Consider the following 23,484-nt stretch of genomic DNA (forward strand, 5'->3'; position numbering starts at 1 on the left):
TAGGAGTTCACCGTCGGGTTGGTGAACGCCAGCAGCGACGGCGCGTGGTGCAGCAGGCCGCCGATGTAGTGCCGCGCGGTGTCCGACAGGCCGGCGTAGCCCGTCTCGTCGTACATCAGCGGGCTGCCGTCCTTCCACAGCGACTGGTGGCAGTGCATCCCGGAACCGTTGTCGCCGAACAGCGGCTTGGGCATGAACGTGACGGTCTTGCCCGCCTGCCACGCGGTTTGCTTGACGATGTACTTGTACAACTGCATGTCGTCGGCCGCATGCAGCAATGTGTTGAATTTGTAATTGATCTCGGCCTGGCCGCCGCTGCCCACCTCGTGGTGGCCCTTCTCCAGGCTGAAGCCCGACACGATCAGGTTGTGCAGCATCCTGCCGCGCAGGTCGACGTAATGGTCGGCGGGGGCAACCGGGAAGTATCCACCCTTCGGGCGGACCTTGTAACCGCGGTTGGGGCTGCCGTCGTTCTCGGTCGGCTCACCGGTGTTCCACCACCCCGAGATCGCGTCCACCTCGTAGAAGGAACCATTGGTGCGCGAGTCGAAGCTCACCGAGTCGAAGATGTAGAACTCAGCCTCGGCTCCGAAGTACGCGGTGTCGGCGACCCCGGTGCTGATCAAGTAGTTCTCCGCCTTGCGCGCGATGTTGCGCGGGTCGCGGGAGTAGGGCTCGAGGGTGAACGGGTCGTGCACGAAAAAGTTCAGGTTCAGCGTCTTGGCTTCGGTGAACAGGTCGATGCGCGCGGTTTCCGGGTCGGGAAGGAGCAGCATGTCGGACTCATGGATCGACTGGAACCCGCGAATCGACGAACCGTCGAAGGCCAAGCCGTCCTCGAACACGCTCTGGTCGAAAAACGAAATCGGAATCGTGAAGTGCTGCATGATGCCTGGCAAGTCACAGAACCGGACGTCGACAAACTCGACGTTCTCGTCCTTGGCGAGTTTGAAGACGTCGTCGGGCGTCATTTCCGTCACAGAATTGCTCCTTTACTTGGTGATCCGCGGCCTGACGCTATGAAGCTGATGTTGCCCGTCAGTCAACCCGATGTTGCGCAGAGGTTACGTGACCATGCTCCCCGCACCAGATCCCGGGGTTGCTGGCGGGCTCTATTGTGGGGCCATGGACGGCAGCATCGTATCTGGTCCGCACCACGGGCGCGCGGCCTGGTCGCCGCTGGGTAGCGGGCGAGCGGGGGAGTCCCGCCGGGCCGTTGGAAGCCGCCCGTGACCGACGGTTTGCCGGGATCGCGATCCGCCTACCCCGGCGAGAACCTCGGCCTGCCCGAGAGCGGGCCGGGATCGCTCGCGCCGATGGGCCGCCGGCTGGCCGCGCTGATGATCGACTGGCTGATTTCCTACGGCCTGGGCGCGCTGGCCATGGCGTTCGGGATTTTATCAGAGCGGATGCTGGCGACCGCGGTGTTGGTCATCTGGTTGGTGCTCGGCGTGGTGGCGGTGCGGCTGTTCAGCTTCACGCCCGGGCAGTTGGCGCTGGGTCTGCAGGTGGCGTCGGTCGACGGACGGGTGCCGGTCGGGCTGGGCCGATTGGCGGCGCGCGGGCTGCTGATCGCGACGGTCATCCCGGCGTTGTTCACCGACTCCGACGGCCGTGGCCTGCATGATCGGCTGACGGGAACGGCCGTGTTGCGGCGCTGATTTGATGGCGGCGACTCGGGGCGTTACCTGCGGCGCACGGTGCGCTGCATACCGCGCATCTTGCCGGCGTTCGGCAATGGCCCCTTCGGCATGACGCCGGCACCGGCGCGCGATCCCAGCGCGGAAAGCCGCGACTCCAGCGTGTCGATCTGCTTGGTAGTGAGGTTGTTCGGCAGCCGGGTGAGGTGGCGCTCCAGCTTGCCCAACGGGACCTCATCCTCGCCGTTGCCGACGACGATGTCGTAGATCGGCGCCTCGCCGACCAGCCGGGCGGTGCGCTTTTTCTCCTGGGCCAGTAGCGGTTTGACCCGGACGGCCGATCCCTCGCCGACTAGGATGACGCCGGGCCGGCCGAGCACCCGGTGCACGGCGTCGAAGTGGCCGGTCGCGGCGACCCCGGGGGTCACCCGCCACTTGCCGCGCAGGTTGTCCAGCACCCACGCGGCCGCGCCGGTCTGACCCTCGGCTTTGCTGTAGACCGACCGCTGGGCTCGGCGGCTGAAGATGATGAACATGACCAGGGCGCCCAGCAGCACGCCGATCGGAACGATCGTGATCATGGTGAACCCGCCGGCCCACACGCCGGCGGCCACCGAGATGCCGACGATCAGCAGGAAGGCGCCGATCATGTACGGCAGCAGGCGCTTATCCTCCTTGCGCTGCATGTTGAACGCCTGCCACAGCTGGCCGCGGCGCTCCCGCGCGGCGGCCTTGCGGGCGGCGGCGGCCTGGGCCCTGGCGGCCTTGTTCTCAGCGGTGGTGCGGGGTTTAGCCATAATCACCAAGGATACGTTCGCGCGTGGTTCGTTACGCCGTCGAGGCGCCCGCGGCATCCGAGGCGCGGCTGCGAACGGCTTGCTCATAGAGCCGCCCGGCCCGGTAGGACGATCGCACCAGCGGCCCGGACAGCACCCCCGAGAACCCGAGGGCCTCGGCGTGCTGGGCAAACTCGACGAACTCCTCGGGCTTTACCCAGCGCTCGACCGGGTGGTGGCGCGACGTCGGGCGCAGGTATTGGGTGATGGTGACGATGTCGCAGCCGGCGTCGCGCAGGTCGGCCAGCGCGCTGCGCACCTCGTCGGCGGTTTCGCCCAGCCCGAGGATGAGGTTGCTCTTGGTGATCAGGCCGGAGTCGCGGGCCGCGGTGAGCACGCCCAGGCTGCGCCGGTAGGTGAAGGCGGGCCGGATGCGTTTGAAGATGCGGGGCACGGTTTCGACGTTGTGGGCCAACACTTCCGGGCGCGACTCGAAGACCTCCGCGAGCCGCGAAGGCTCGCCGTTGAAGTCGGGGATCAATAGCTCGACCCCGGTCGACGGGTTGAGCTCTTTGATGGCGCGCACCGTCGTGGCGTACAGCCAGGCGCCGCCGTCGGGCAGGTCATCGCGCGCGACGCCGGTGATGGTCGCGTAGCGCAGGCCCATCGTCCGCACGCTGTTGGCGACCCGCCGGGGCTCGTCGCGGTCCAGCGCGGCGGGCTTTCCGGAGTCGATCTGGCAGAAGTCGCAGCGACGGGTGCACTGGTCGCCGCCGATGAGGAAGGTGGCTTCCCGGTCTTCCCAGCATTCAAAGATGTTGGGGCAGCCGGCCTCTTCGCAGACGGTGTGCAGACCCTCCCGACGGACCAGGCCCTTCAGCTGGGTGTACTCCGGGCCCATCCGGGCCCTGATCTTGATCCACGGCGGCTTGCGCTCGATCGGGGTCTGCGCGTTGCGCACCTCCAGCCGCAGCAGTTTGCGGCCTTGGGGAGCGACAGTCACATGGTTGATGCTACGCGGGCGACGGGGCGTTCACTCACCGGCAGCGCGCCCTCCAGGGCGTCGCAGACGGCGACGGCGACAGCGGCCCGGACCTCGTCGACGGCGACCGTGCGCCGCAGTTCGGCCGACAGCGACGTCACTCCGGCGTCGCTGATGCCGCACGGGACGATGGCGTTGTAGGCGTCCAGGTCGCAGCAACAGTTCAGCGCGAATCCGTGCGTTGTGGTCGCCCGCGACACCCGCACGCCGATGGCGGCGACCTTGCGCGCCGGCCGGCCGCCCCCCGCGGGCACCCAGACTCCGGACCTGCCGTCGACCCGGACGGTATCCAGGCCCAGGTCGCCGCACACCTTGATGAGCGCTTCCTCAAGGCGCCGAACGTATTTGACGACATCGAGCGGTTCGGCCAGCCCGATGATCGGGTATCCGACCAGTTGCCCGGGACCGTGCCAGGTGATCTTGCCGCCGCGGTCGGTGTCGACTACCGGAGTGCCTTGGACGTCCCGTTCCGGCCGTTCGTGCGCCTCGGTGCGCCGTCCGGCGGTGTAGACCGACGGGTGCTCCAGCAGCAGCAGAGTGTCGGGCCCGCCGGCGACCCTGGCGTCGGCCAGGTCGCGCTGCAGCCGCCAGGCGGTGCGGTATTCGACCATCCCCAGCTGGCGGACGTTGATCGCGGTCGAACTCGACCGGATGGAATCGCTCACCCCGCCGACGCTACTCGGCCACGCAGCTTCCCCCGTTCCGGCTCGGGTAGCCGGCTTTCACTGTTGGTCCTCGTCGGGTGGGTCGGGGTCGCCGTGTAGGAGTTCTTCGGGGCGGTGGGCGTGGTTGATTTGTGGCGCTCACGAAACCCACACCACAACCCTATCGAACAAATGCGCGAATCTGGCCGGCCTGCGACCGATCTGTGGATAAACAAGCAACTGTGGATTAGTCGCGCTCGCGCCGGGCGGTGGCGTACGCCAGCGCCTCGCCAATGGTGTTGTGGTGGAACTGGAAACCGGCGCGTTCCAGCGCGGACGGGATGGCGCGCTGACCGATGAGCAGCCCCTCGTCGGCGAACTCCCCGAGCGCGGCCCGTACCGCGAAGCCGGGCAGCATGAACGGGGTCGGGCGGTTGACCGCCCGCCCGAAGGCGGTGGTGAACTCGGCGTTGGTCACCGGGGCCGGTCCGGTCATGTTCACCGGGCCCGACAGCGACGGGTGTGAGATGGCGAACAACAGCGCCCGCACTTCGTCTTCGAGGCTGATCCACGACATGTACTGACGGCCGCTGCCCAGCCGGGCGCCGAGGCCCGTCGAGAACAGCGACCGCATCCGGCGCAGCGCGCCACCCGAGCGGGCCAGAACCAGGCCGGTGCGGGCCAGCACCACCCGGGTGCCGGCGTATTGGGCGGGCAGCGTGGCGGCTTCCCAGTCTTCACACAGCTGGGCGAGGAAACCGCTTCCCGCCCGGACGTTTTCGTCGACCACGCGGTCTCTGGTGTTGCCGTAGTAGCCGACCGCGCTGGCGTTGATCAGGGTTTCCACACCGGCGTCGGCGACGGCGTTGGCCAGCACTTCGGTGGGAGCGATGCGGCTGTCACGCAGGCTCTGCTTGAAGGCGCCCGACCAACGACGCTGGCCGATGTTGACTCCGCACAGGTTGACGACGGCGTCGACGTCGACCAGCGCGTCGGCATCGAACTCGCCGCTCTCCGGATTCCAGTGCAGCTCCTCGGAATTCGTCGGTGTCCGGCGCACGATGCGCAACACCGGGTGGTCGGCGGCGCGAAGCGCCGCAGCCAAGGCCGAGCCGATCAGGCCGGACGAACCCGCTATCGCGATGACGGCCACGACCCAAGCCTTTCCTACAGCCCTAGATCTGCCTCGAACGCTCCCTCTTCGAGCCGGTGTTTGATCGTGGTGAGGAAACGTCCGGCATCGGCGCCGTCGATCAGCCGATGATCGTAGGTCAGCGGGAGATAGCAAACCGACCGGACGCCGATCGACTCGTTGCCGTACTCGTCGACGATCACCCGCGGCCGCTTGACGATCGCGCCGGTGCCCAACATGGCCGCCTGCGGCGGAACCAGGATCGGGGTGTCGAACAAGGCGCCCTGGCTGCCGATGTTGGTGATGGTGAACGTGCCGCCGGACAATTCGTCGGGCTTGAGTTTGCCCGACCGGGCGCGCGCGGCGATGTCGACGATCGCCCGGGCCAGCCCCGCCAGCGACAGGTCGCCGGCGTTGTGGATGACGGGGGAGAGCAGGCCCTGGTCGGTGTCGACGGCGAACCCGAGGTGCTCGGCGTCGTAGTAGGTGATCTCCTTGGTTTCCTCGTTGTAGCTGGCGTTGATGTTCGGGTGGACCTTCAGGGCGTCGATCACGGCGCGGGCGATGAACGGCAGGTAGGTCAGGTTCACCCCCTCGCGCTCGGCGATCGCGGACTTGGCCCGGGCCCGCAGCCCCACGATCTTGGTCATTTCGACCTCGTGGGTCTGGGTGAGCTGGGCCGTGGCCTGCAGCGATTCGCGGGTCTTGGCCGCGGTGATCTGACGGATCCGGCTGGCCTTCTGGGTGGTGCCCCGCAGGTGTGCCAGCGCGGGCGCCGGGGTGGGCGCGGCGGCGGGAGCCGCCTTCCCGTCCGCGGCCGGCGCGGCGGCGGACGCAGGCGCGGGTGCGGGCTCCTGCTGGGCTTCCCGCTTCTGCTGAGCCTTCTTCTCCTTGGCCGCGAGCACGTCCTGCTTGCGGATGCGACCGCCCACGCCGGTGCCGGCAACCTCGGCGAGGTCAATGTTGTTCTCGGTGGCCAGCTTTCGCACCAGCGGGGTCACGTACGGCGCGCCGTCCGCGCTCGGGCCGCCGCCCTCCGCCTGCGCCGGTTCGGGTTTCGGCGCCGGTGCGGGCGCGGGCGGGGGTTTGGCCGCGGGCTCGGGTTGGGGTTCGGGTTTTGGCTCCGGCTTCGGTTCGGGCTTGGGTGCGGGCGGGGCCGGGGGAACGGAGGGAGCCCGGGTGGCGTCTTTTCCGGCACCGATCCGCGCCAGCTCGCCGCCGACCGGCACGGTCGCGTCCTCCTCGGCGGTGATGCTGACCAGGACGCCGGCCACCGGTGACGGGATCTCGGTATCCACCTTGTCGGTGGACACTTCCACCAGCGGCTCGTCGACCTGAACCGAATCGCCGACCTTCTTCAGCCAGCGGGTCACGGTGCCCTCGGCCACCGACTCGCCGAGCTCGGGCATCAGCACCGGCTTGGCTCCAGAGTCTTGGCCGGCACCACCCCCCGCGGTCGACTGGGCCGGCTGGGCCGGCGCCGCGGGCTGGGGCTCGGGCTCGGGTTGGGCTTGCGTTTCCGGTTCCGGCTGGGGCTCCGGCTCCGGCTCCGGTTCCGGTTGGCTGGGCGCCGCGGGCTGACCCTGGGGTTCCTCACCCTCGTCGCCGATAACGGCCAGTTCCCCGCCGACCTCGACGGTGTCGTCCTCCTGGGCGACGATCTTGGTCAGCACACCGGCGGCCGGCGACGGGATTTCGGTGTCCACCTTATCGGTCGACACCTCGACGAGTGGCTCGTCGAGTTCGACCGTGTCGCCTTCCTGCTTGAGCCAGCGGGTGACCGTCCCCTCGGTGACGCTCTCACCGAGTGCCGGCATCTGGACGGAGAAGGCCATCTTTTCTGACTCCTCGATCGCTCGTGGGTCGGGGCGGGTCGAACATCTCGCTTGGGGAACCGAAGTAGCTATCAAAACTATCCTGTCACTGCGCATTCGTCGGCACACATCCAGGGCGGACCGCGCAAGGGTGCCGGGTCGGCGCCGACCCGCTTGCTACGGTGTGCCCACTGGCGTCAGTGGCCAGGCAGAGCGGGGAGGTCGGATGCCGGCGCTACAACAGGTACCCGAGCGGTTCGTCGACAGCACCGACGGCGTGCGCATCGCGGTCTACGAGGAGGGCAACCGCGAGGGCCCCACGGTCGTGCTGGTGCACGGTTTCCCCGACTCGCATGTGCTGTGGGACGGTGTCGTCCCGCAGCTGGCCGAACGGTTCCGCGTCATCCGCTACGACAACCGTGGCGTCGGGATGACGTCGGCGCCCAAACCGGTCTCCGGCTACACCATGGACCGGTTCGCCGACGACTTCGCCGCGGTGATCGGCGAGCTGAGCCCGGGCGAGCCCGTGCACGTGCTGGCCCACGACTGGGGCTCTGTCGGCATCTGGGAGTACCTGAAACGCCCGGGCGCCGGCGAGACGGTCGCCTCGTTCACGTCGGTCTCCGGCCCGAGCCAGGACCAACTGGTCGACTACATCTTCAGCGGGCTGCGCCGGCCCTGGCGCCCGCGAAGGTTTGCCCGGGCGATCAGCCAGGCACTGCGGCTGACCTACATGGTGTTCTTCTCCATACCGGTGCTGGCGCCGCTGTGCCTCCGGCTGGCGCTCTCGATCCCGGCGGTGCGGCGCAACGCGGTCGACAACATCCCCGCCGCCTTGATCCGCCACTCCGACAACCTGGCCTCCGACGCCGCCCGTTCGGTGAAAACCTACCCCGCCAACTACTTTCGCTCGTTCTCCATGCGTGGCCGGCCCGACATAGTCGACGTTCCCGTGCAGCTCATCGTCAACACCCGGGACAAGTACGTCCGGCCGTACGGGTACGACGAAACCGCGCGCTGGGTGCCGCGGTTGTGGCGCCGCGACATCAAGGCGGGCCACTTCTCACCGATGTCGCACCCGCAGGTGATGGCGGCCGCGGTGCACGACTTCGCCGACCTGGCCGAGGGCAAACAGCCGAGCCGGGCGATGCTGCGCGCGCAGATCGGGCGCCCCCGCGAGTACTTCGGCGACACGCTGGTGTCGGTCACCGGCGCCGGCAGCGGCATCGGGCGGGAGACCGCGTACGCCTTCGCGCGCCAGGGCGCCGAGCTGGTGATCAGCGACATCGACGAGGCCACCGTCAAGGAGACCGCCGCCGAGATCGCCGCCCGCGGCGGCGTCGCACACGCGTACGTGCTCGACGTGTCCGACGCCGAGGCGGTCGAGGCGTTCGCCGAGCGCGTCAGCGCCGAACACGGCGTCCCCGACATCGTGGTCAACAACGCCGGCATCGGGCAGGCGGGAAGTTTCCTGGACACCCCGGCCGAGCAGTTCGACCGGGTGCTCGAGATCAACCTGGGCGGCGTGGTCAACGGCTGCCGCTCGTTCGGCCGGCGACTGGTCGAGCGCGGCACCGGCGGCTACATCGTCAACGTGGCGTCGATGGCCGCCTACGCCCCGCAGCAGTCGCTGATCGCCTACTGCACCTCGAAGGCCGCGGCCTACATGTTTTCCGACTGCCTGCGGGCCGAACTCGACGCGGCCGGGGTCGGGCTGACAACGATCTGCCCCGGCGTCGTCAACACCAACATCATCAGCACCACTCGCTTCAGCGCACCCACGGGCAACGACGAGCAGGTCGACGACCGGCGGGGCCAGATCGGCCGGCTGTTCGCGCTGCGCCACTACGGGCCGGACAAGGTCGCCAAGGCGATCCTGTCGTCGGTCAAAAAGCAGAAGCCGATTCGGCCCGTCGCGCCGGAAGCGTATGCGGTCTATGGCCTGTCCCGCATGGCACCGCAGGCGTTGCGTAACGCCGCGCGGGTCAAGGTGATCTAAACCGCACTAGATCCGGCTGGTCGCCGCACCAGCAGCGCACCGCCGACGGTGAGGACCCCGATGACCGCCAGCGGGATTGTCCAGGACCGCCGTCCGTTGACCGACGACTGGCATTCAGCCACATAGTCGGTGTGCGGGAGGACCTGGTTCAGGATCGGAATGTTGGCGCCGTTCTTGTCGTTGGCGCTCCTCGCGCTGGACAAATCCATGGCGATTCCGTTCCCGCATGACACGGAATTGCCGCTGCCGTCCGACACCGACACCGGCACCAGCAACCCGATGATGCCGGCCAGCAAAAGCACGGCGCCCACCGCCATGATCAACCGTCGCACAGTCACTGTTGGCCTCCCGTCGAACGCGAGTGTTGTAACGGCGTAGTAACCGCTGGCTCGGACACCTAAACGTTTAGCCGCGGGCCGATCCGACGCATGGTTTGCGCCGACCGGGGTATCCGAAGCCAGCACGGCGGAGCGAAAGGATCTTCAATGTCAGCGATCCGACAGATGGCTGCGACGCGGGTGGTGAGGGCCTCCTGCCAGCAAATCTGGGACGCGATGTCAGACGGATGGACGTATTCGCAGTGGGTGGTTGGCAACAGCCGAACCCGCGCGGTTGACCCGCATTGGCCACAGCCCGGCTCCACCATCAAGCACTCGATCGGCGTCTGGCCGCTGGTTATCAGCGATCAGACCGTGGTCGAAAGCTGTATCCCCGGCAGGGAACTCATTCTCCGCGCGGGTCTCGGGCGACTTGGCGCCGCCCGAATAACCTTGCGGCTCAAAGACACTCCGGACGGCGGATGCTTGATCGAAATGATCGAGGTGCCGGTGTCCGGGCCGATCAAGGTCATTCCCGATCAGCTGGCCCTGGCCGCAGTTTATCCGCGCAACCGCGAGTGCTTGCTGCGGTTGACCGCGCTTGCCGAGCGGCTCGAGCCGAGCCAGGTCAAATAGGACATGGCCGACGAGACGGCCGACGCCGTCGTCATCGGGGCCGGACACCACGGGCTGGTAGCCGCGTCGATGCTGGCCGACGCGGGGTGGGACGTGCTGGTGCTCGAGGCGCAGCCCCAGCCCGGTGGCGCGGTGCGCAGCGCCGAACTGACACCGGGATACATCACCGACTTGTTCAGCTCGTTCTATCCGATGACGGTGGCTTCGCCGGCGATGGCGGCCCTGCGGCTGGAAGACCACGGACTGCGGTGGTCACACGCGCCTGCGGTGGTCGGTCATCCGCGCAGCGGGACCGACGATGACCCGCCCATCATCCACCGCGACCCGGCCCGCACCGCAACGGAATTGGCGAGGCGGGAGCGCGCGGACGGCGACAATTGGTGGCGCGCGGTGGAGCTGTGGCAGAAAATCAAATCGCCGCTCCTGGATGCCGTGCTGGCGCCGTTTCCGCCGGTGCGCCCGCTGCTGCGGCTGCTCCTGAAACTGGGTACGGCCGACGCCGTCCGGCTCGCGCACCTGTTGGTTCAGCCCGCCAACACTATGGTGGAGCAGCTGTTCGACGGCGAGGCGCCGCGAACCTTGTTGCTGGGCAACGCGATGCACGCCGACGCGCCGCCGGACGCCCCGATCAGCGGCGCCATGGGTTTTCTGATGACGATGCTTGCCCAGGACGGCGGCTGGCCGGTGCCCGTCGGCGGATCGGGACAACTGACGGCGGCGTTGGTGAAGCGTGCCGACTCGGCGGGTGCGCGAATCGAGTGCAACCAGAACGTTTCTCGCATCCAGGTGCGCGGTGGGCGGGCGGTCGGAGTGAGCACCGCCGGTGGCCGAACGGTCCGGGCGCGCCGGGCGATCGTGGCCGACGTGACGGCGCCGCGGCTGTTTTGCGACATGCTGCCCGCGGACGCGGTCCCGGCCGGGTTGCGCCGCGAGCTCGAGCACTACATCTGGGATCCGCCGGTGGTGAAGGTCAACTATGCGCTTGACGGCCCCATTCCCTGGCGATCGGAAAGCCTGCGGAGCGTGGGCACCGTTCACCTGGGCGCCGACGGGGACGGACTGGTTCGATGGATGGCCGACTTGAACACCCGGGTGGTGCCGGAGCATCCGTTCATGCTGTTGGGCCAGACCACCACCGCGGACCCGAGCAGGTCGCCGAAGGGCACCGAAAGCGTCTGGGCCTACACGCATTTGCCGCGCAACGTGGCCGACGACGCCGCGGCCGAGCGGCTGGCCAAATCGGTGGATCACGTCATCGAAGAGCATGCTCCCGGCTTCGGTTCGGCGGTGATCGACCGGTTCGTGCAACGCCCGTCGGACTTGGAGGCCAGCGATGCCAACCTGCATCTGGGCGCCCTCAACGGCGGAACCGCGCAGCTGCAACAGATGGCGATCTTCCGCCCGGCGCCGGGCATGGGGCGCGCCGAAACCCCGGTGGAGGGGCTGTATCTCGGGAGCGCCTCGGCCACCCCGGGGGGTTCCGTGCACGGCGCGTGCGGGCGCAACGCGGCCAACGCCGCGCTGGCCGCCGCGCGTGTGACGGGCTGGCCGCGCCGCAAGTTGGGCCCAGCGGTCATCAAGCGGCTGACGAAGTAGCCCCCGCGGCGGTCAGCCGTTCTCGGCTATGTCCTCCAACACCGCGAACATGGTGCGGGTCGGCACCCCGGTGGCGCCCTTGGGCGTGTATCCCCACGGGCTGCCGGTGTTGTAGGCCGGGCCGGCCACGTCGATGTGCGCCCAGCTCACCCCGTCAGCGACGAATTCGCGCAGGAACACCCCGGCCACCAGCATGCCGGCGAAGCGCTGATTGCTGACGTTCGCCAGGTCGGCCACCGTGGACTTGAGGTCGTCCTTGAGTTCGTCGGGCAGCGGCATCGGCCAGCCGTTTTCGCCCACCCGCTGCGAGATCGCGGCGACCCGGTCGCGGAACTCGTCGCTGCCCATCACCCCGGGTATCCGGGCGCCCAGCGCGACCGTCTGCGCACCGGTCAGCGTGGAGGTCTCGATCAGGTAGTCCGGGTCGTCCTCGCACGCCCGGACGATGGCGTCGGCCAGGATGAGCCGGCCCTCGGCGTCGGTGTTGAGCACCTCGACCGTCGTCCCGCCGTACTGGGTCAGCACGTCGCCCGGGCGCTGCGCCGTCGCCGACGGCATGTTCTCGGCCATGGGCACCGTGGCGATCACGTCGATGGGCAGCTGCTGCTGTGCGGCCAGTGCGACCGTCGCGATGACCGCGGCCGCGCCACCCATGTCCGAGGTCATGTAGTGCATCGACGCCGCCGGCTTGATCGAGATGCCGCCGGTGTCGAACGTGATGCCCTTGCCCACCAGGGCCACTCGCTTTCCAGCCTTGCCCTTCTTGCCTTTGGCCAGCTTCGAACCCCGATGCGTCAGCCGCACCAGCCGCGGCGGGCGCGACGAGCCCTGCCCGACGCCGATCACCCCGCCGTAGCCGGCCTTCTGCAGCGCCTTGTCGTCGAGCACCTCCACCTCGAGGCCGACGGATTCACCCAAAGCCTTTGCGCGCTTGGCGAATTCGGCGGGAAACAGGTGACTCGGCGGAGTGTTGACCAAGTCCCGGGCCGTGGCGACCGCGGTGGCGACGGCCGCGCCGTGCGCGCCGTCCTTCTTGGCGTCCTTGGCGTCCTTGGTGCTGGCGAGGACGGTGATCTTGCGCAGCCCGTTGTCTTTCGGCGCGGTCCTGTCGCTGCGGAAGTCGGTGAACCGGTAGCTGCCCAGGACCAGCCCCTCCACGGCGGCCGAGCAGACGCCGTCACCGGGCAACTCGCCCAGTGTGGTGATCACCGCCTCGGCAGTGCCCAGCGACCGCGCCGCCACGCCTGCGGCGCGACGGATCGTGTCGGCCGGCCACTCGGAGCGCGGCTTTCCCAGGCCGATCGTCAGCACGCTGGACACCGGCAGCGACGGCACGACCAGCCGGTGTACCTGCTCACTGGCGCCGGTGGCGTCCAGCGCCCGCACGCCGTCCTGGATTTCGGCGACCGCCTCGTCTGACAGGAACGGCTCGGCCGCGGCCCGAACTACCGAGACCGCGCCCGGCTTGTCGTCATCGCCGATCGATACGACCGGCACCAGCAATACCGCGGAACCCGCACCGCGTTTGGGTAGCGATGTGGCGACGTTGACGGAGGGGGCCTGGTAGCCCGGTTCGGTGGTCACGGCAAACCACCCTAATCACCAGCGCCGGGGCTTTCCCCGCCAGCGTCCCCGCAATGCAGGTCGAAGGCCATCACCGGGTCGTCAAAACCCTTGAGGGTCAGCGGGCCGTCGGCGACCGCGGGCCAGTCCGGCAACTTCTCGCGCAGGTCGGCCGCGGCCAGGATCTGTCTCGGTTCCGCGGCCGCCACGAGCCGGGCCGCCAGGTTGACCGGGATGCCGAAGTAGTCGCCGTTGATGGCCAGCACGCTGCCGTGCGCGAGGCCGGCGCGCACCTGCAGGCCCTCCTCAAGCGCCCGCGGGTGGTCGACGAGGTCGAGCGCCGCCTGCGCGAGCCCCGCGGGCGACGAGCACACCCACATCACGGCGTCACCGATGAACTTCACCACCCGGCCGCCGTCGGCGTGCACCACGTCCGCGACGGTGGCGCCGAACTCGTTGAGCAGGTAGGACAATTCCGCCGGGGTGAGCGCCTGGGTCAAAGCGGTGAAACCGGACAAATCCGCAAAACCGATGCCGCACACCACGCTCGCCGACGTGCCGAGAAGGACGCCCTCGAAGTAGGTTCGGGCGCTGATCAAATGGTGACGGTGAACCACGTCGATCAGGGCCCCGATGCGAGGGACGAACTCGGCGACCGAGCGGTATGCCTGCGCCGTGGCGAGCTCGTCGTGGGTGTAGTTCATCTGGATGTCCGGCGTTCCGGCGCGGATCATCGTCCCCTCGGCCTCCGCCAGGCGGGCCATCGCGGCGCCCAGCACTCGCAGCAAGCCAAACGCGCCGTCCTCGCCCACCACCGCCTTGAGCGCGGCCCAGGTCGCCAGGGCGTCGACGTCTGCCTGGCTCAGCACGGGAACGTCGGGGCCGGCGACGGTCAGGCCGAGCAAAGCCCAGGCGTGTGCCACGCCGTCGGGCGACATACCGAGTTCCTCGGCCGCGGACTGCATGGTGTGGACCGGGCGTCCGGTCGATGCCAGGACATCGCCGGCGAGCCCGAACAGCCGGCCGCGACGTTCGGCCTCCACCATTTCGTCGGCGGTGAAGCCAAGCCCATCCAGGTACTTGATCAGGTCGGCCCGCTCGCGCGGGGTTGCGATACCCGCGGCCTCGAGCTGGTCAAAGTCGAGCGGATCGGACACCTACCCAAGTGTGCCAGCAGCGGCGCGGACCCACGTTGAATTGCTCGGCTCGCCACCTCGCCGTCCCCGGCAAGCGGGAGGAGCCCCCCACCGGGCTGGGAGTACCCCCACCTCCCGTCGCTGCGCGGCGCGCATCGTGGCCGAGCTAGGGTGGGACGCCGTGACGGATGCGCCGGAGTTGCAAAAGGGACCGCTGGAAGACCGCCATCGCGAGCTGGGCGCAAACTTCGCGGAGTTCGGCGGCTGGCTGATGCCGGTGTCCTATGCCGGCACCGTCAGCGAACACAACGCCACCCGCAACGCGGTGGGCCTGTTCGACGTCAGCCACCTCGGCAAGGCGTTGGTAAGTGGGCCGGGCGCAGCCCAGTTCGTCAACTCCGCGCTCACCAACGACCTGGGCCGCATCGGTCCGGGCAGGGCGCAATACACCTTGTGCTGCACCGAATCCGGCGGCGTCATCGACGACCTGATCGCCTACTACGTCGACGACGACGAGATCTTTCTGGTGCCCAACGCCGCCAACACCGCCGCGGTGGTCGAGGCGCTGCGCGCGGCCGCCCCGGCGGGCCTGACGATCACCGACGAGCACCGCTCCTATGCGGTGCTGGCCGTGCAGGGCCCGCGATCGGCGGACGTGCTCGGCGAGCTGGGCCTGCCGGCCGACATGGATTACATGGGCTACGCCGACGCCTCGTACTCGGGGGTGCCGGTGCGCGTCTGCCGCACCGGATACACCGGAGAACACGGCTACGAGCTGCTGCCGCCCTGGGACTCCGCCGGTGTGGTGTTCGACGGGCTGATCGCGCCGGTGACCGCCGCCGGGGGAGAGCCCGCCGGCCTGGGCGCCCGCGACACGCTGCGCACCGAGATGGGCTACCCGCTGCACGGGCACGAACTTTCGCTCGACATCTCGCCGCTGCAGGCCCGGTGCGGCTGGGCGGTCGGCTGGAAGAAGGAGGCGTTCTTCGGCCGCGGGGCGCTGCTGGCCGAGAAAGCGGCGGGCCCGCGGCGGCTGTTGCGCGGGCTGCGGATGGTCGGCCGCGGCGTGTTGCGTCCCGGGCTGACGGTGCTGGCGGGGGAGACCCCGGTCGGGGTCACCACCTCCGGGACGTTTTCTCCGACACTGCAAGTCGGCATCGGGCTGGCATTGATCGACACCGACGCGGGCATCGACGACGGGCAGCAAATCACCGTCGACGTCCGTGGGCGCGCCGTCGAATGCGAGGTCGTGCGCCCGCCCTTCGTCACCGTGAAAACGCGTTAGCCGCGCGCGCGGATGGCAAAAACCCGGTGGCGCGCGGATATAGAATCGGCCCCATGACCAGCGACTCGCTCGAGTTCACGGTTTTGCGCGCGTCCGATCCGGCGACCGACACCGAACGTGAATCAATTCTGGCCGACCCGGGTTTCGGCAAATACTTCACCGACCACATGGTGTCGATCGACTACGACGAGGGCCGGGGCTGGCACGACCCGCGCGTAATCCCGTACGGGCCGATCGAACTGGACCCGTCGGCGATCGTGCTGCACTACGCGCAGGAAGTCTTCGAAGGTCTCAGGGCCTACCGCTGGGCGGACGGCTCCGTCGTGTCGTTTCGCGCGGAGGCGAACGCGGCCAGGCTGCGATCGTCGGCGCGGCGGCTGGCGATTCCCGAGCTGCCCGAAAGCCTGTTCATCGAATCCCTTCGCCAGCTCGTCGCCGTCGACAAGGCCTGGGTGCCGCGGGCCGGCGGCGAAGAGGCGCTGTACCTGCGGCCGTTCATCTTCGCCACCGAGCCGGGGCTGGGTGTGCGGCCAGCCAAGCGGTACCGCTACCTGCTGATCGCGTCGCCGGCCGGCGCCTACTTCATCAGCCCCGTCACCGTGTGGGTGTCGACGGAGTACGTGCGGGCCAGCCCGGGCGGCACCGGTGCGGCCAAGTTCGGCGGGAACTACGCCGCCTCGCTGCTGGCGCAGGCCGAAGCCGCCGAAAACGGCTGCGACCAGGTGGTGTGGCTGGACGCCGTCGAGCGGCGCTACGTCGAAGAGATGGGCGGGATGAACATCTTCTTCGTGCTCGGCAGCGGGGGATCGGCGCGGCTGGTCACTCCGGAGCTGTCCGGCTCGCTGCTGCCTGGCATCACGCGGGATTCGTTGCTGCAGTTGGCCATTGACGCCGGATTTGCCGTCGAGGAACGTAAGTTCGATATCGACGAGTGGCAGAAGAAGGCTGCCGCCGGCGAGATCACCGAGGTGTTCGCCTGCGGCACCGCCGCCGTCATCACCGCGGTTTCGCGGGTGAAGTACGGGGACAGCGAGTTCACCATCGCCGACGGACAACCGGGTGAGGTCACGATGGCGCTGCGCGACACGCTGACCGGGATCCAGCGGGGCACCTTCGCCGACACCCACGGCTGGATGGCCCGGCTCGGTTAACTTTCTTCTGCGAACGTCGACTCGTTGGGCCGAAATGCGCAAAAATCGCCCAATAACCCGACGGTCGACGGCTAAATGCGGACTAGGCCGCCAGCGCCACGGCGCTCACCGTCGTGGTCAGTTCGATCGCGGCGCCCAGCACGTCGCCGGTGATCCCGCCGAATCGGCGCACGCAATGCGCCACCAGCGCCGCGCCGCAGCCCACCGCCACCAGCGCCGCCACCGGTCCCTGCCACGGCCTCGAACCCGCCAGTAGCGAAACCGCCAGCAGCGCCGCGACCCAGGCCGCCGCCACCGACGCGGGCTGACTCCCGGCCACCCGCGCACCCAACGCGCTGCCCTCGGCCGCCGGCACCGACCGGCGACAGGCCAGCACCGCCGCGACCCGCCCGGAAAACACCGCCAGGGCGATGGCCGGCGGCTTTAGCGCCGAGAAGGCCAACCCCTGCAACAGGATCACCAGCACGACGGCCGCCACACCGAAGGGTCCCGTCGATCCGTCGCGCATCACCGCCAGCGCGCGCCGGGGCGGGCCGTAGCAGCCCAGCCCGTCGGCCGTGTCAGCGACGCCATCGATGTGCAGCCCGCGGGTCGCCAGCAGCAGCGCCGCCACGGCGAGCAGCCCGGGCAGCGGGCTGGACGGGCCGAAAATCGCGTCGCCGCACCACGCGACGCCCGCGGCCAACCCTCCCAGCGCGGCGCCGACCAGGGGCAGCGCGGTCATCGCGCCGCGGCCCATCGGCGCGTTCCGCGCACCCGGGACGGGCATCACCGTGCCGAACGCGAAAGCCGTTGCCAGCGAACGCATCACGGAGCTGGTTGGGACGACGGGGCGGACGGATCGGCCACACCGGCTTGCGCGAACGTCGCCATCGACGACAGCGCGGCCACGGCCGCGCGCAGCACCGGCAGGGCCACCGCTGCGCCGGTTCCCTCGCCCAGCCGCATGCGCAGGTCCAGGATCGGGTCCAACTCGAGGGCCGCCAGCGCCAGGTCATGGCCTGGCTCGGTGGACCGATGACCGGCCTGCCACCATTGCCGGGCGCCGGGCGCCAGGCGCTCGGCGACCAACGCGGCCGCGGTCACCGCCATGCCGTCGAGCAGCAGCGGGGTGCGCCGCACCGCGGTCTGGGCGCAAAAGCCTGCCATCGCGGCCAAATCCGCGCCGCCGCAGCAGCGCAGCAGCCCGACCGGGTCGGGTAGCACGAGCCGGGCCCGGAACAGGGCGTCGCGCACCGCGGCGGTCTTGCGTGCCCATCCCGCGTCGTCGATCCCGGTCCCGAAGCCAACCGCGGTGACCGGCTCGGCGTTCGTCAGTGCCGCCACCAAAACCGCCGCGGCGGTGGTGTTTCCGATGCCCATGTCGCCCGCGATCAGCAGGTCGGCGCCGGCGTCGACCTCCTCGTCGGCGATGGCCCGGCCCGCGGCGATCGCGGCGACCGTCTCGGCGTCGGACAGCGCGTCCTGCGTCGTGATGTCGCCGCTGCCGCGCCGCACCTTGTGGGCGCCGATCCGCTCGGAGGCCGCCTCGGCGTCGACCGCCAGGTCCGCCAGCCGCACGCCCGCACCGGCGATGCCGGCCAGCACGTTGATCGCCGCGCCGCCGGCGTCGATGTTGGCGACCATCTGGGCGGTCACCTCCGGCGGGTACGCCGACACCCCGGACCGTGCGACGCCGTGGTCACCCGCAAAGACCACCACCCGGGCGCGCTCGAATTGCCTTGGCGGACAATGTCCTTGGCAGGATGCGACCCAGACCGACAGGTCCTCGAGGCGGCCCAGGGCGCCGCGCGGCTTCGTCAGCGTGTCCTGCCGGGAGCGGGCGGCGGCGGCGGCGGCGGCATCGGGCGGCGATATCGGGGCGAATTCCATCAGGTTCCCGACGGCTTGATCTGCACCGCCTGCCCGGCCACCACCAGCACCACCCGGTCGCACAGCTCGGCGAGGCGCTGGTTCAGGCTGCCCAGTTCGTCGGCGAACCGGCGCCCGGACGCGGTGGCCGGCACCACGGTCAACCCGACCTCCGGGCTGACCAGCACCAGCGTGGAACCGAAGGCGCTCACGGCGGCCAGCATCTCGTCGATGGGAGCCGCCACCGACCCGTCGTCCCATGCGTTGTTGCGGTCCAGCGTGTCGGTCAGCCAGCCGCCGAGGTCGTCGACAAGCGTGGGGCTGCCGGGCGACCCGCGCAATTGGTCTGTGACGTCGTCGGTTTCGACCGTTGACCAATGCGCGGGCCGACGGTCGCGGTGTCGCTCGACCCGGTCCGCCCAGCCCGCGTCGGCGTGGACCGTCACACGGGGGGCCAGGTAACGGACCGGCTGGCCCGGTGGCAGCGACGTCGCGATGGCTTCCTCGGCCCAGCGGGACTTGCCCGACCTGATCCCGCCGAGCACCAGGGTGCGCACAGGGATCAGACGGCTTTCAGGTGCCGGTCAACCGACACTGCTGCCGCGCTCGACTTGGGGCCGGGGTGTCCGCATGCGGCGCAGCTGCGAAGCCCGGCCTGCAGCGTAAATGCCTAGCTTCCAACGGCTTTCGGTGTTTTCCGGGAACTTCGCGTCGACCAGCCTGCTGACTTTGCGGCCCAGGATGATCCCGTCGGCACCCATCACGACCATCAGCACCAGCATCGCCGGAGAGACGTAGAGCTGCAGCTGCGGGACGCCGAACGAGGCGAACAGCAGGAGCAGCGTCGCGGGCATGAAAAGGCCGAGGCCGTTGCGCCGGGAGTCCACCACGTCGCGCACGTATCGCTTGATGGGTCCCTGATCGCGCGGCAACAGGTAGGCCTCTTCGCCGGCCATCATGCGCTCGCGGCGATCCGTCATCCGCGCGCGGCTGGTGGTTCGCTCAGCTCTGCGCTCCTCGCGGCTGAGTTTGGGGCCGGCCAGCGATTTGCGCCGCGCCCGCGCCTCGGACGCGGTCATGGGTGCCGGTGCGACCGGGCCCTTCCTCGCGTTGCGCCGCGCCTCGCTGCGCTTGGGCGTGGCCCGGCCCTTGGGCCCGGTCTTGCGCGGCCCGGCGTCCAAGGAACCGTCATCCTCGACTGCCGTCACGGCGAGGGCCTCTTCAAGGCCCCTTCCGTGGTCGTCCTCCCGGCCCTTCTTGCGGCGGCCCATCAGCTTCACAGTCGCCAGGTTACTTCGCGTGGAGACTGGCCCGTAACGGACCTGGAATGCGTTGTTATTGGTCATGCGCCAGCGCCTACGCTTGACTGTGATGAATGGCGACCTGTGATGGACGACGGCACGATGGCCTCGGATGATGCCGCCGCTGGCCTCGCACCCGGCCGTCTGCGGTTGCCCGCCATGCAGGTCTTGGTCGCCCCGGATTGCTATGGCGACAGCTTGTCCGCGGTGGAAGCCGCCGCGGCCATCGCGACCGGCTGGACCCGGTCACGCCCGGGCGACCGGTTCACCGTCGCGCCCATGTCCGACGGCGGCCCGGGTTTCGTCGAGGTGCTGGGCCGCCGGCTGGGGCAGACGCGGCGAGTGTGGGTGTGCGGGCCGTTGGACACCACGGTGGAGGCCGCGTGGGTGTTCGAGCGCACCTCGTTGACCGCGTACCTGGAGTGTGCGCAGGCCTGCGGCCTGACCCTGCTCGGCCGTCCGCCCACCCCGGAAACCGCGCTGGCGGCCGACAGCAGCGGCGTCGGGCAGCTCATCGACGAGGCGCTACGGGCCGGCGCGACGCGAATCGTGGTCGGGCTGGGCGGCAGCGCGTGCACCGACGGCGGGAAGGGAATGATCACCCAGCTTGGTGGGCTGGCCGAGGCTCGGCAACGGATGACCAACGTGGACCTGATCGCCGCCTCGGACACCGAATATCCGCTGATGGGCCCATGGGGGGCGGCGAGGGTGTTCGGGCCGCAGAAGGGCGCGGACACGGCCACCGTCGCCGCCCTCGAAGTCCGGCTCGAAGCGTGGGCGCTCGAACTGGAGGCGGCGGCCGGACGCGACGTGAGCTCCGAGCCGGGGGCGGGCGCCGCCGGTGGCATCGGGGCCGGACTGCTTGCGCTCGGCGGCCGCTGTGAGCTGGGTGCGGCGATCATCGCCGAGCACACCCGCTTGGCCGAGGATCTCGAGGTCGCGGACATGATCGTCACGGGTGAGGGCCGGTTCGACGAGCAGTCCCTGTTTGGAAAGGTGGTCGGCTATGTCGCCGAGTCGGCGCGCCCGCTGGGAATTCCGGTGATCGTGTTGGCCGGCCAGGTCGAGCTGGAGAATTCCGCGGTCCGCTCGTCGGGCATCATGTCCGCGCTGTCCATCGCCGATTACGCCGGTTCGGCGCGGTTGGCGCAGGCCGATGCGGCCAATCAGCTGATGGGTTTGGCCTCCGAGGTGGCGGCGCGACTCGGGAATAGCGGTCCCGCAAGGTACCGTTGAGGCAGTGGGCTTTTTCCCGAGCGGATCGCCCGACGATAAGCCAACGAGGAGATGCAATGACCGTGCAAAACGAGTCGACCACCAAGACCCACGGCGTGATCCTGACCGAAGCCGCCGCCAGCAAGGCGAAGTCCCTGCTGGACCAGGAGGGCCGTGACGACCTGGCGCTGCGCATCGCGGTTCAGCCGGGCGGGTGCGCCGGGCTGCGCTACAACCTCTTCTTCGACGACCGGGCGCTGGATGGCGACCTGACCGCGGAGTTTGGCGGTGTGAGATTGACCGTCGACCGGATGAGCGCCCCCTACGTCGAAGGCGCGTCCATCGATTTCGTCGACACCATCGAGAAGCAGGGCTTCACCATCGACAACCCCAACGCCACCGGTTCCTGCGCTTGCGGGGACTCGTTCAACTAGACCTTCAACTGACCGAAGCCTCAGTACGAGCTGCCGGTGCGCAGCACGTAGGAGCAGACCTCGATCTGGCCTCGCTGAAATAGCAGCTGGGCGACCCCTTGCACGTCGCCACGCGCCGGGCCGCCGGCCGCGGGCGATACCCGCATGGTGAACAACGCCTGGGCCTGATATTGCGACAGGTACACGATCTTGTCGATAGACGTCAGCTCCACCTCGGAGAACTGCTTGCGGAAGGCGTCGCTGCTCATCTTGGCCAGGGCCTGGTCGGACCGTTTGTCGCGCACGCCGTCGTACATGCCGCACAGCGCGTTGCGGGCGATGACGTCGATGTCACGGTGCTCGAGCGCGTCCAGGTACTTCTGAATCGCCGTTTTCGCCGCGCCCTCGGACAACGAGGTGCCGGTGTTGGCGCCGTTGGTGCGAACCCCGTAGGCGATCGCCAGCGTCAGCGCGGCCACCAGCGCGACGGCCAGCAGCGCGCCGATGATGAAGCGCCGCGTGGACCGTCGCCCCGGGTAGGGCACCGGCTGCCCCGCATAATTTGGCGGAGAGGGTCCCGCGTTGGCGGTCGGCTCATTGGGGAAGTGGAGTGGCTGGGACTGGGGCATTGGTCCGTCGGTGCCGACAGTGTGGTCCGGCGAGTGCGGACCTGCCATGTGGTTCTCCTACGCTGGTGGACGGGACCATGAGCGGGCTGCGGCAAAGCTGGCCCCGGCGACTGAGTGAGTTGCTTGAGTCGTTTCTAGGCAGGCTAGCGCACGACTTTGCAGCGACCGTGACGCGAGGCTCGATACGCCTGAGTAAGCTAGATAACCTTACTAACGAAGGAGATTTCGTGACGATCGCGGTGACAGGTTCGATTGCGACCGACAATCTGATGCGGTTCCCCGGCCGATTTTCCGAGCAGTTGCTGCCCGAGCATCTGCAGAAGGTATCGCTCAGCTTCCTGGTCGACGACCTGGTCATTCATCGCGGCGGCGTGGCGGGCAACATCGCCTTTGCGATCGGTGTGCTGGGCGGTGACGTCGCGCTGGTCGGTGCGGCGGGCGACGACTTCGCCGACTACCGCGAATGGCTGGTGTCCCACAACGTCAACTGCGACAACGTCCTGATCTCGCAGACCGCGCACACCGCGCGCTTCACCTGCACCACCGACGTCGACATGGCCCAGATCGCGTCGTTCTACCCGGGCGCCATGTCGGAGGCCCGCAACATCAAGCTCGCCGACGTGGTGTCGTCCGTGGGTAAGCCGGACCTGGTCATCATCGGGGCCAACGACCCCGACGCGATGGTGGTGCACACCGAGGAGTGCCGCAAGCTTGGCTTGCCGTTTGCCGCCGACCCCTCCCAGCAGCTGCCCCGCTTGTCCGGGGAAGACATCGACAAGCTCGTCGACGGTGCGGCCTACCTGTTCACCAATGACTACGAGTGGGAGCTGCTGCTCTCCAAGACCGGCTGGTCGGAGACCGATGTGCTTGAAAAGGTCGGCCTGCGGGTGACGACGCTCGGCGCCAAGGGTGTCGACATCGTCGAGCCCGACGGCACGACCACCCGCGTCGACGTGGTGCCCGAGACCAGTCAGACCGACCCCACCGGCGTCGGCGACGCGTTCCGGGCCGGTTTCCTCACCGGGCGCGGCGCGGCCCTCAGCCTGGAGCGTTCGGCGCAGCTCGGCTCGCTGGTGGCCGTGCTGGTGCTGGAGTCCACGGGAACGCAGGAGTGGGCCTGGGACCACGCGGTCGCGAAGAGCAGGCTGGCCGGCGCGTACGGCGAGGATGCGGCCGCCGAGATCGCCGCCGTCCTGGCTTAACTCGCCGAGCAGACGCAAAAGCCCCCGAAACCGACGGTTTTCGGGGGCTTTTGCGTCTGCTCGGCGTTACAACTGCACCGGATAGACCGGCTCGCTGATCTGCGGCACCACGCCGCGCTCGACGAAGATCGCGTGCCACAGC

At 69.2% G+C, this 23,484-nt stretch carries 23 protein-coding genes; 9 read left to right on the top strand and 14 right to left on the bottom strand.

The genetic code is table 11. The annotated features are described in order from the left end of the window. Positions 1 to 980, bottom strand: a 980-nt coding sequence (gene glnA, locus JWP83_RS29690; protein ID WP_297738749.1) for a type I glutamate--ammonia ligase, incomplete at its 3' end; no start/stop codon positions are given. A 261-nt stretch (positions 981 to 1,241) separates the two neighbouring features. Between glnA and JWP83_RS29695 the strand changes: the two genes are divergently transcribed. After that, positions 1,242 to 1,661 carry an RDD family protein gene (locus tag JWP83_RS29695; RefSeq protein WP_297738786.1) on the top strand — a complete coding sequence of 140 codons (420 nt, stop codon included), beginning with the start codon at positions 1,242 to 1,244 and terminating at the stop codon, positions 1,659 to 1,661. 23 nt (positions 1,662 to 1,684) lie between these two features. Here JWP83_RS29695 and JWP83_RS29700 read toward each other — a convergent pair whose 3' ends face one another. The 5 genes from JWP83_RS29700 to sucB all read right to left on the bottom strand — a co-directional run bounded on the left by JWP83_RS29700 (position 1,685) and on the right by sucB (position 7,069). Continuing rightward, the gene (locus JWP83_RS29700) at positions 1,685 to 2,437 is read right to left on the bottom strand and encodes a DUF4191 domain-containing protein (RefSeq protein ID WP_297738751.1); all 753 of its coding nucleotides are present in this window, start codon (positions 2,435 to 2,437) and stop codon (positions 1,685 to 1,687) included. A 31-nt stretch (positions 2,438 to 2,468) separates the two neighbouring features. Then, positions 2,469 to 3,419, bottom strand: a complete 951-nt coding sequence (gene lipA, locus JWP83_RS29705) for a lipoyl synthase (protein WP_297738753.1) — start codon at positions 3,417 to 3,419, stop codon at positions 2,469 to 2,471. Further along, entirely contained in the window at positions 3,416 to 4,123 is a 708-nt protein-coding gene (gene lipB, locus JWP83_RS29710; protein WP_297738755.1) for a lipoyl(octanoyl) transferase LipB, read from the bottom strand. The genes lipA and lipB overlap by 4 nt, the downstream gene beginning before the upstream one ends. A gap of 226 nt (positions 4,124 to 4,349) precedes the next feature. Next, complete coding sequence (locus JWP83_RS29715) at positions 4,350 to 5,255, bottom strand: TIGR01777 family oxidoreductase (protein ID WP_297738757.1); 906 nt, start codon at positions 5,253 to 5,255, stop codon at positions 4,350 to 4,352. A gap of 14 nt (positions 5,256 to 5,269) precedes the next feature. Next, entirely contained in the window at positions 5,270 to 7,069 is a 1,800-nt protein-coding gene (sucB, locus tag JWP83_RS29720; protein ID WP_297738760.1) for a 2-oxoglutarate dehydrogenase, E2 component, dihydrolipoamide succinyltransferase, read from the bottom strand. A gap of 205 nt (positions 7,070 to 7,274) precedes the next feature. Between sucB and JWP83_RS29725 the strand changes: the two genes are divergently transcribed. After that, positions 7,275 to 9,047 (top strand): SDR family oxidoreductase, encoded by a 1,773-nt coding sequence (locus JWP83_RS29725; RefSeq protein ID WP_297738762.1) that lies wholly within the window; start codon positions 7,275 to 7,277, stop codon positions 9,045 to 9,047. On the opposite strand, the gene JWP83_RS29730 is transcribed toward JWP83_RS29725, so the two are convergent. Then, positions 9,044 to 9,385 (bottom strand): aminopeptidase, encoded by a 342-nt coding sequence (locus tag JWP83_RS29730; RefSeq protein ID WP_297738764.1) that lies wholly within the window; start codon positions 9,383 to 9,385, stop codon positions 9,044 to 9,046. The genes JWP83_RS29725 and JWP83_RS29730 overlap by 4 nt on opposite strands. A gap of 147 nt (positions 9,386 to 9,532) precedes the next feature. Here JWP83_RS29730 and JWP83_RS29735 point away from each other — a divergent pair, with 147 nt between their 5' ends. After that, positions 9,533 to 10,000, top strand: a complete 468-nt coding sequence (locus tag JWP83_RS29735) for an SRPBCC family protein (protein ID WP_297738766.1) — start codon at positions 9,533 to 9,535, stop codon at positions 9,998 to 10,000. Positions 10,001 to 10,003: 3 nt separating this feature from the next. Further along, positions 10,004 to 11,596: an NAD(P)/FAD-dependent oxidoreductase gene (locus tag JWP83_RS29740; protein ID WP_297738768.1), complete on the top strand. Its 1,593-nt coding sequence runs from the start codon at positions 10,004 to 10,006 to the stop codon at positions 11,594 to 11,596. Positions 11,597 to 11,608: 12 nt separating this feature from the next. On the opposite strand, the gene JWP83_RS29745 is transcribed toward JWP83_RS29740, so the two are convergent. Then, a complete protein-coding gene (locus JWP83_RS29745; RefSeq protein WP_297738770.1) occupies positions 11,609 to 13,180 on the bottom strand; it encodes a leucyl aminopeptidase in 1,572 nt (523 codons plus the stop codon). An 11-nt stretch (positions 13,181 to 13,191) separates the two neighbouring features. Continuing rightward, positions 13,192 to 14,316: an adenylate/guanylate cyclase domain-containing protein gene (locus JWP83_RS29750; protein WP_297738772.1), complete on the bottom strand. Its 1,125-nt coding sequence runs from the start codon at positions 14,314 to 14,316 to the stop codon at positions 13,192 to 13,194. 160 nt (positions 14,317 to 14,476) lie between these two features. Here JWP83_RS29750 and gcvT point away from each other — a divergent pair, with 160 nt between their 5' ends. Together gcvT and JWP83_RS29760 are read left to right on the top strand one after the other, a co-directional pair. Then, positions 14,477 to 15,580, top strand: a complete 1,104-nt coding sequence (gcvT, locus tag JWP83_RS29755; protein WP_297738788.1) for a glycine cleavage system aminomethyltransferase GcvT — start codon at positions 14,477 to 14,479, stop codon at positions 15,578 to 15,580. A 53-nt stretch (positions 15,581 to 15,633) separates the two neighbouring features. After that, complete coding sequence (locus JWP83_RS29760; protein ID WP_297738773.1) at positions 15,634 to 16,731, top strand: branched-chain amino acid aminotransferase; 1,098 nt, start codon at positions 15,634 to 15,636, stop codon at positions 16,729 to 16,731. Between the two features lie 82 nt (positions 16,732 to 16,813). Here the strand turns inward: JWP83_RS29760 and JWP83_RS29765 are convergent, their stop codons facing one another. The 4 genes from JWP83_RS29765 to JWP83_RS29780 are packed head-to-tail and all read right to left on the bottom strand — an operon-like array spanning position 16,814 to position 19,862. Next, positions 16,814 to 17,542, bottom strand: coding sequence for an adenosylcobinamide-GDP ribazoletransferase (locus tag JWP83_RS29765; protein WP_297738774.1), 729 nt, complete (start codon positions 17,540 to 17,542; stop codon positions 16,814 to 16,816). Then, entirely contained in the window at positions 17,539 to 18,606 is a 1,068-nt protein-coding gene (cobT, locus tag JWP83_RS29770; protein WP_297738790.1) for a nicotinate-nucleotide--dimethylbenzimidazole phosphoribosyltransferase, read from the bottom strand. The genes JWP83_RS29765 and cobT overlap by 4 nt, the downstream gene beginning before the upstream one ends. Further along, positions 18,603 to 19,139 (bottom strand): bifunctional adenosylcobinamide kinase/adenosylcobinamide-phosphate guanylyltransferase, encoded by a 537-nt coding sequence (locus tag JWP83_RS29775; RefSeq protein ID WP_297738776.1) that lies wholly within the window; start codon positions 19,137 to 19,139, stop codon positions 18,603 to 18,605. Before JWP83_RS29775 ends, cobT begins: the two co-directional genes overlap by 4 nt. A gap of 27 nt (positions 19,140 to 19,166) precedes the next feature. Then, positions 19,167 to 19,862, bottom strand: coding sequence for a DUF3043 domain-containing protein (locus JWP83_RS29780; RefSeq protein WP_297738778.1), 696 nt, complete (start codon positions 19,860 to 19,862; stop codon positions 19,167 to 19,169). Positions 19,863 to 20,042: 180 nt separating this feature from the next. On the opposite strand from JWP83_RS29780, the gene JWP83_RS29785 reads away from it, so the two are divergent. After that, a complete protein-coding gene (locus JWP83_RS29785) occupies positions 20,043 to 21,119 on the top strand; it encodes a glycerate kinase (protein WP_297738792.1) in 1,077 nt (358 codons plus the stop codon). A gap of 56 nt (positions 21,120 to 21,175) precedes the next feature. Beyond that, positions 21,176 to 21,532: an iron-sulfur cluster assembly accessory protein gene (locus tag JWP83_RS29790; RefSeq protein WP_297738780.1), complete on the top strand. Its 357-nt coding sequence runs from the start codon at positions 21,176 to 21,178 to the stop codon at positions 21,530 to 21,532. Positions 21,533 to 21,552: 20 nt separating this feature from the next. Here the strand turns inward: JWP83_RS29790 and JWP83_RS29795 are convergent, their stop codons facing one another. Then, positions 21,553 to 22,188, bottom strand: coding sequence for a hypothetical protein (locus tag JWP83_RS29795; protein ID WP_297738782.1), 636 nt, complete (start codon positions 22,186 to 22,188; stop codon positions 21,553 to 21,555). Between the two features lie 179 nt (positions 22,189 to 22,367). Between JWP83_RS29795 and JWP83_RS29800 the strand changes: the two genes are divergently transcribed. Further along, positions 22,368 to 23,342 carry a carbohydrate kinase family protein gene (locus JWP83_RS29800; RefSeq protein ID WP_297738784.1) on the top strand — a complete coding sequence of 325 codons (975 nt, stop codon included), beginning with the start codon at positions 22,368 to 22,370 and terminating at the stop codon, positions 23,340 to 23,342. Positions 23,343 to 23,484: the final 142 nt, after the last annotated feature.

This window comes from Mycobacterium sp., from assembly GCF_025965855.1.
Taxonomy (GTDB): domain Bacteria; phylum Actinomycetota; class Actinomycetes; order Mycobacteriales; family Mycobacteriaceae; genus Mycobacterium.

Coding starts and splice junctions, on each gene's coding strand:
- JWP83_RS29700 (WP_297738751.1), bottom strand. CDS start 2,437: ATGGCTAAACCCCGCACCACCGCTGAGAACAAGGCCGCCAGGGCCCAG.
- sucB (WP_297738760.1), bottom strand. CDS start 7,069: ATGGCCTTCTCCGTCCAGATGCCGGCACTCGGTGAGAGCGTCACCGAG.
- JWP83_RS29725 (WP_297738762.1), top strand. CDS start 7,275: ATGCCGGCGCTACAACAGGTACCCGAGCGGTTCGTCGACAGCACCGAC.
- JWP83_RS29735 (WP_297738766.1), top strand. CDS start 9,533: ATGTCAGCGATCCGACAGATGGCTGCGACGCGGGTGGTGAGGGCCTCC.
- JWP83_RS29740 (WP_297738768.1), top strand. CDS start 10,004: ATGGCCGACGAGACGGCCGACGCCGTCGTCATCGGGGCCGGACACCAC.
- JWP83_RS29760 (WP_297738773.1), top strand. CDS start 15,634: ATGACCAGCGACTCGCTCGAGTTCACGGTTTTGCGCGCGTCCGATCCG.
- JWP83_RS29785 (WP_297738792.1), top strand. CDS start 20,043: ATGCAGGTCTTGGTCGCCCCGGATTGCTATGGCGACAGCTTGTCCGCG.
- JWP83_RS29790 (WP_297738780.1), top strand. CDS start 21,176: ATGACCGTGCAAAACGAGTCGACCACCAAGACCCACGGCGTGATCCTG.
- JWP83_RS29795 (WP_297738782.1), bottom strand. CDS start 22,188: ATGGCAGGTCCGCACTCGCCGGACCACACTGTCGGCACCGACGGACCA.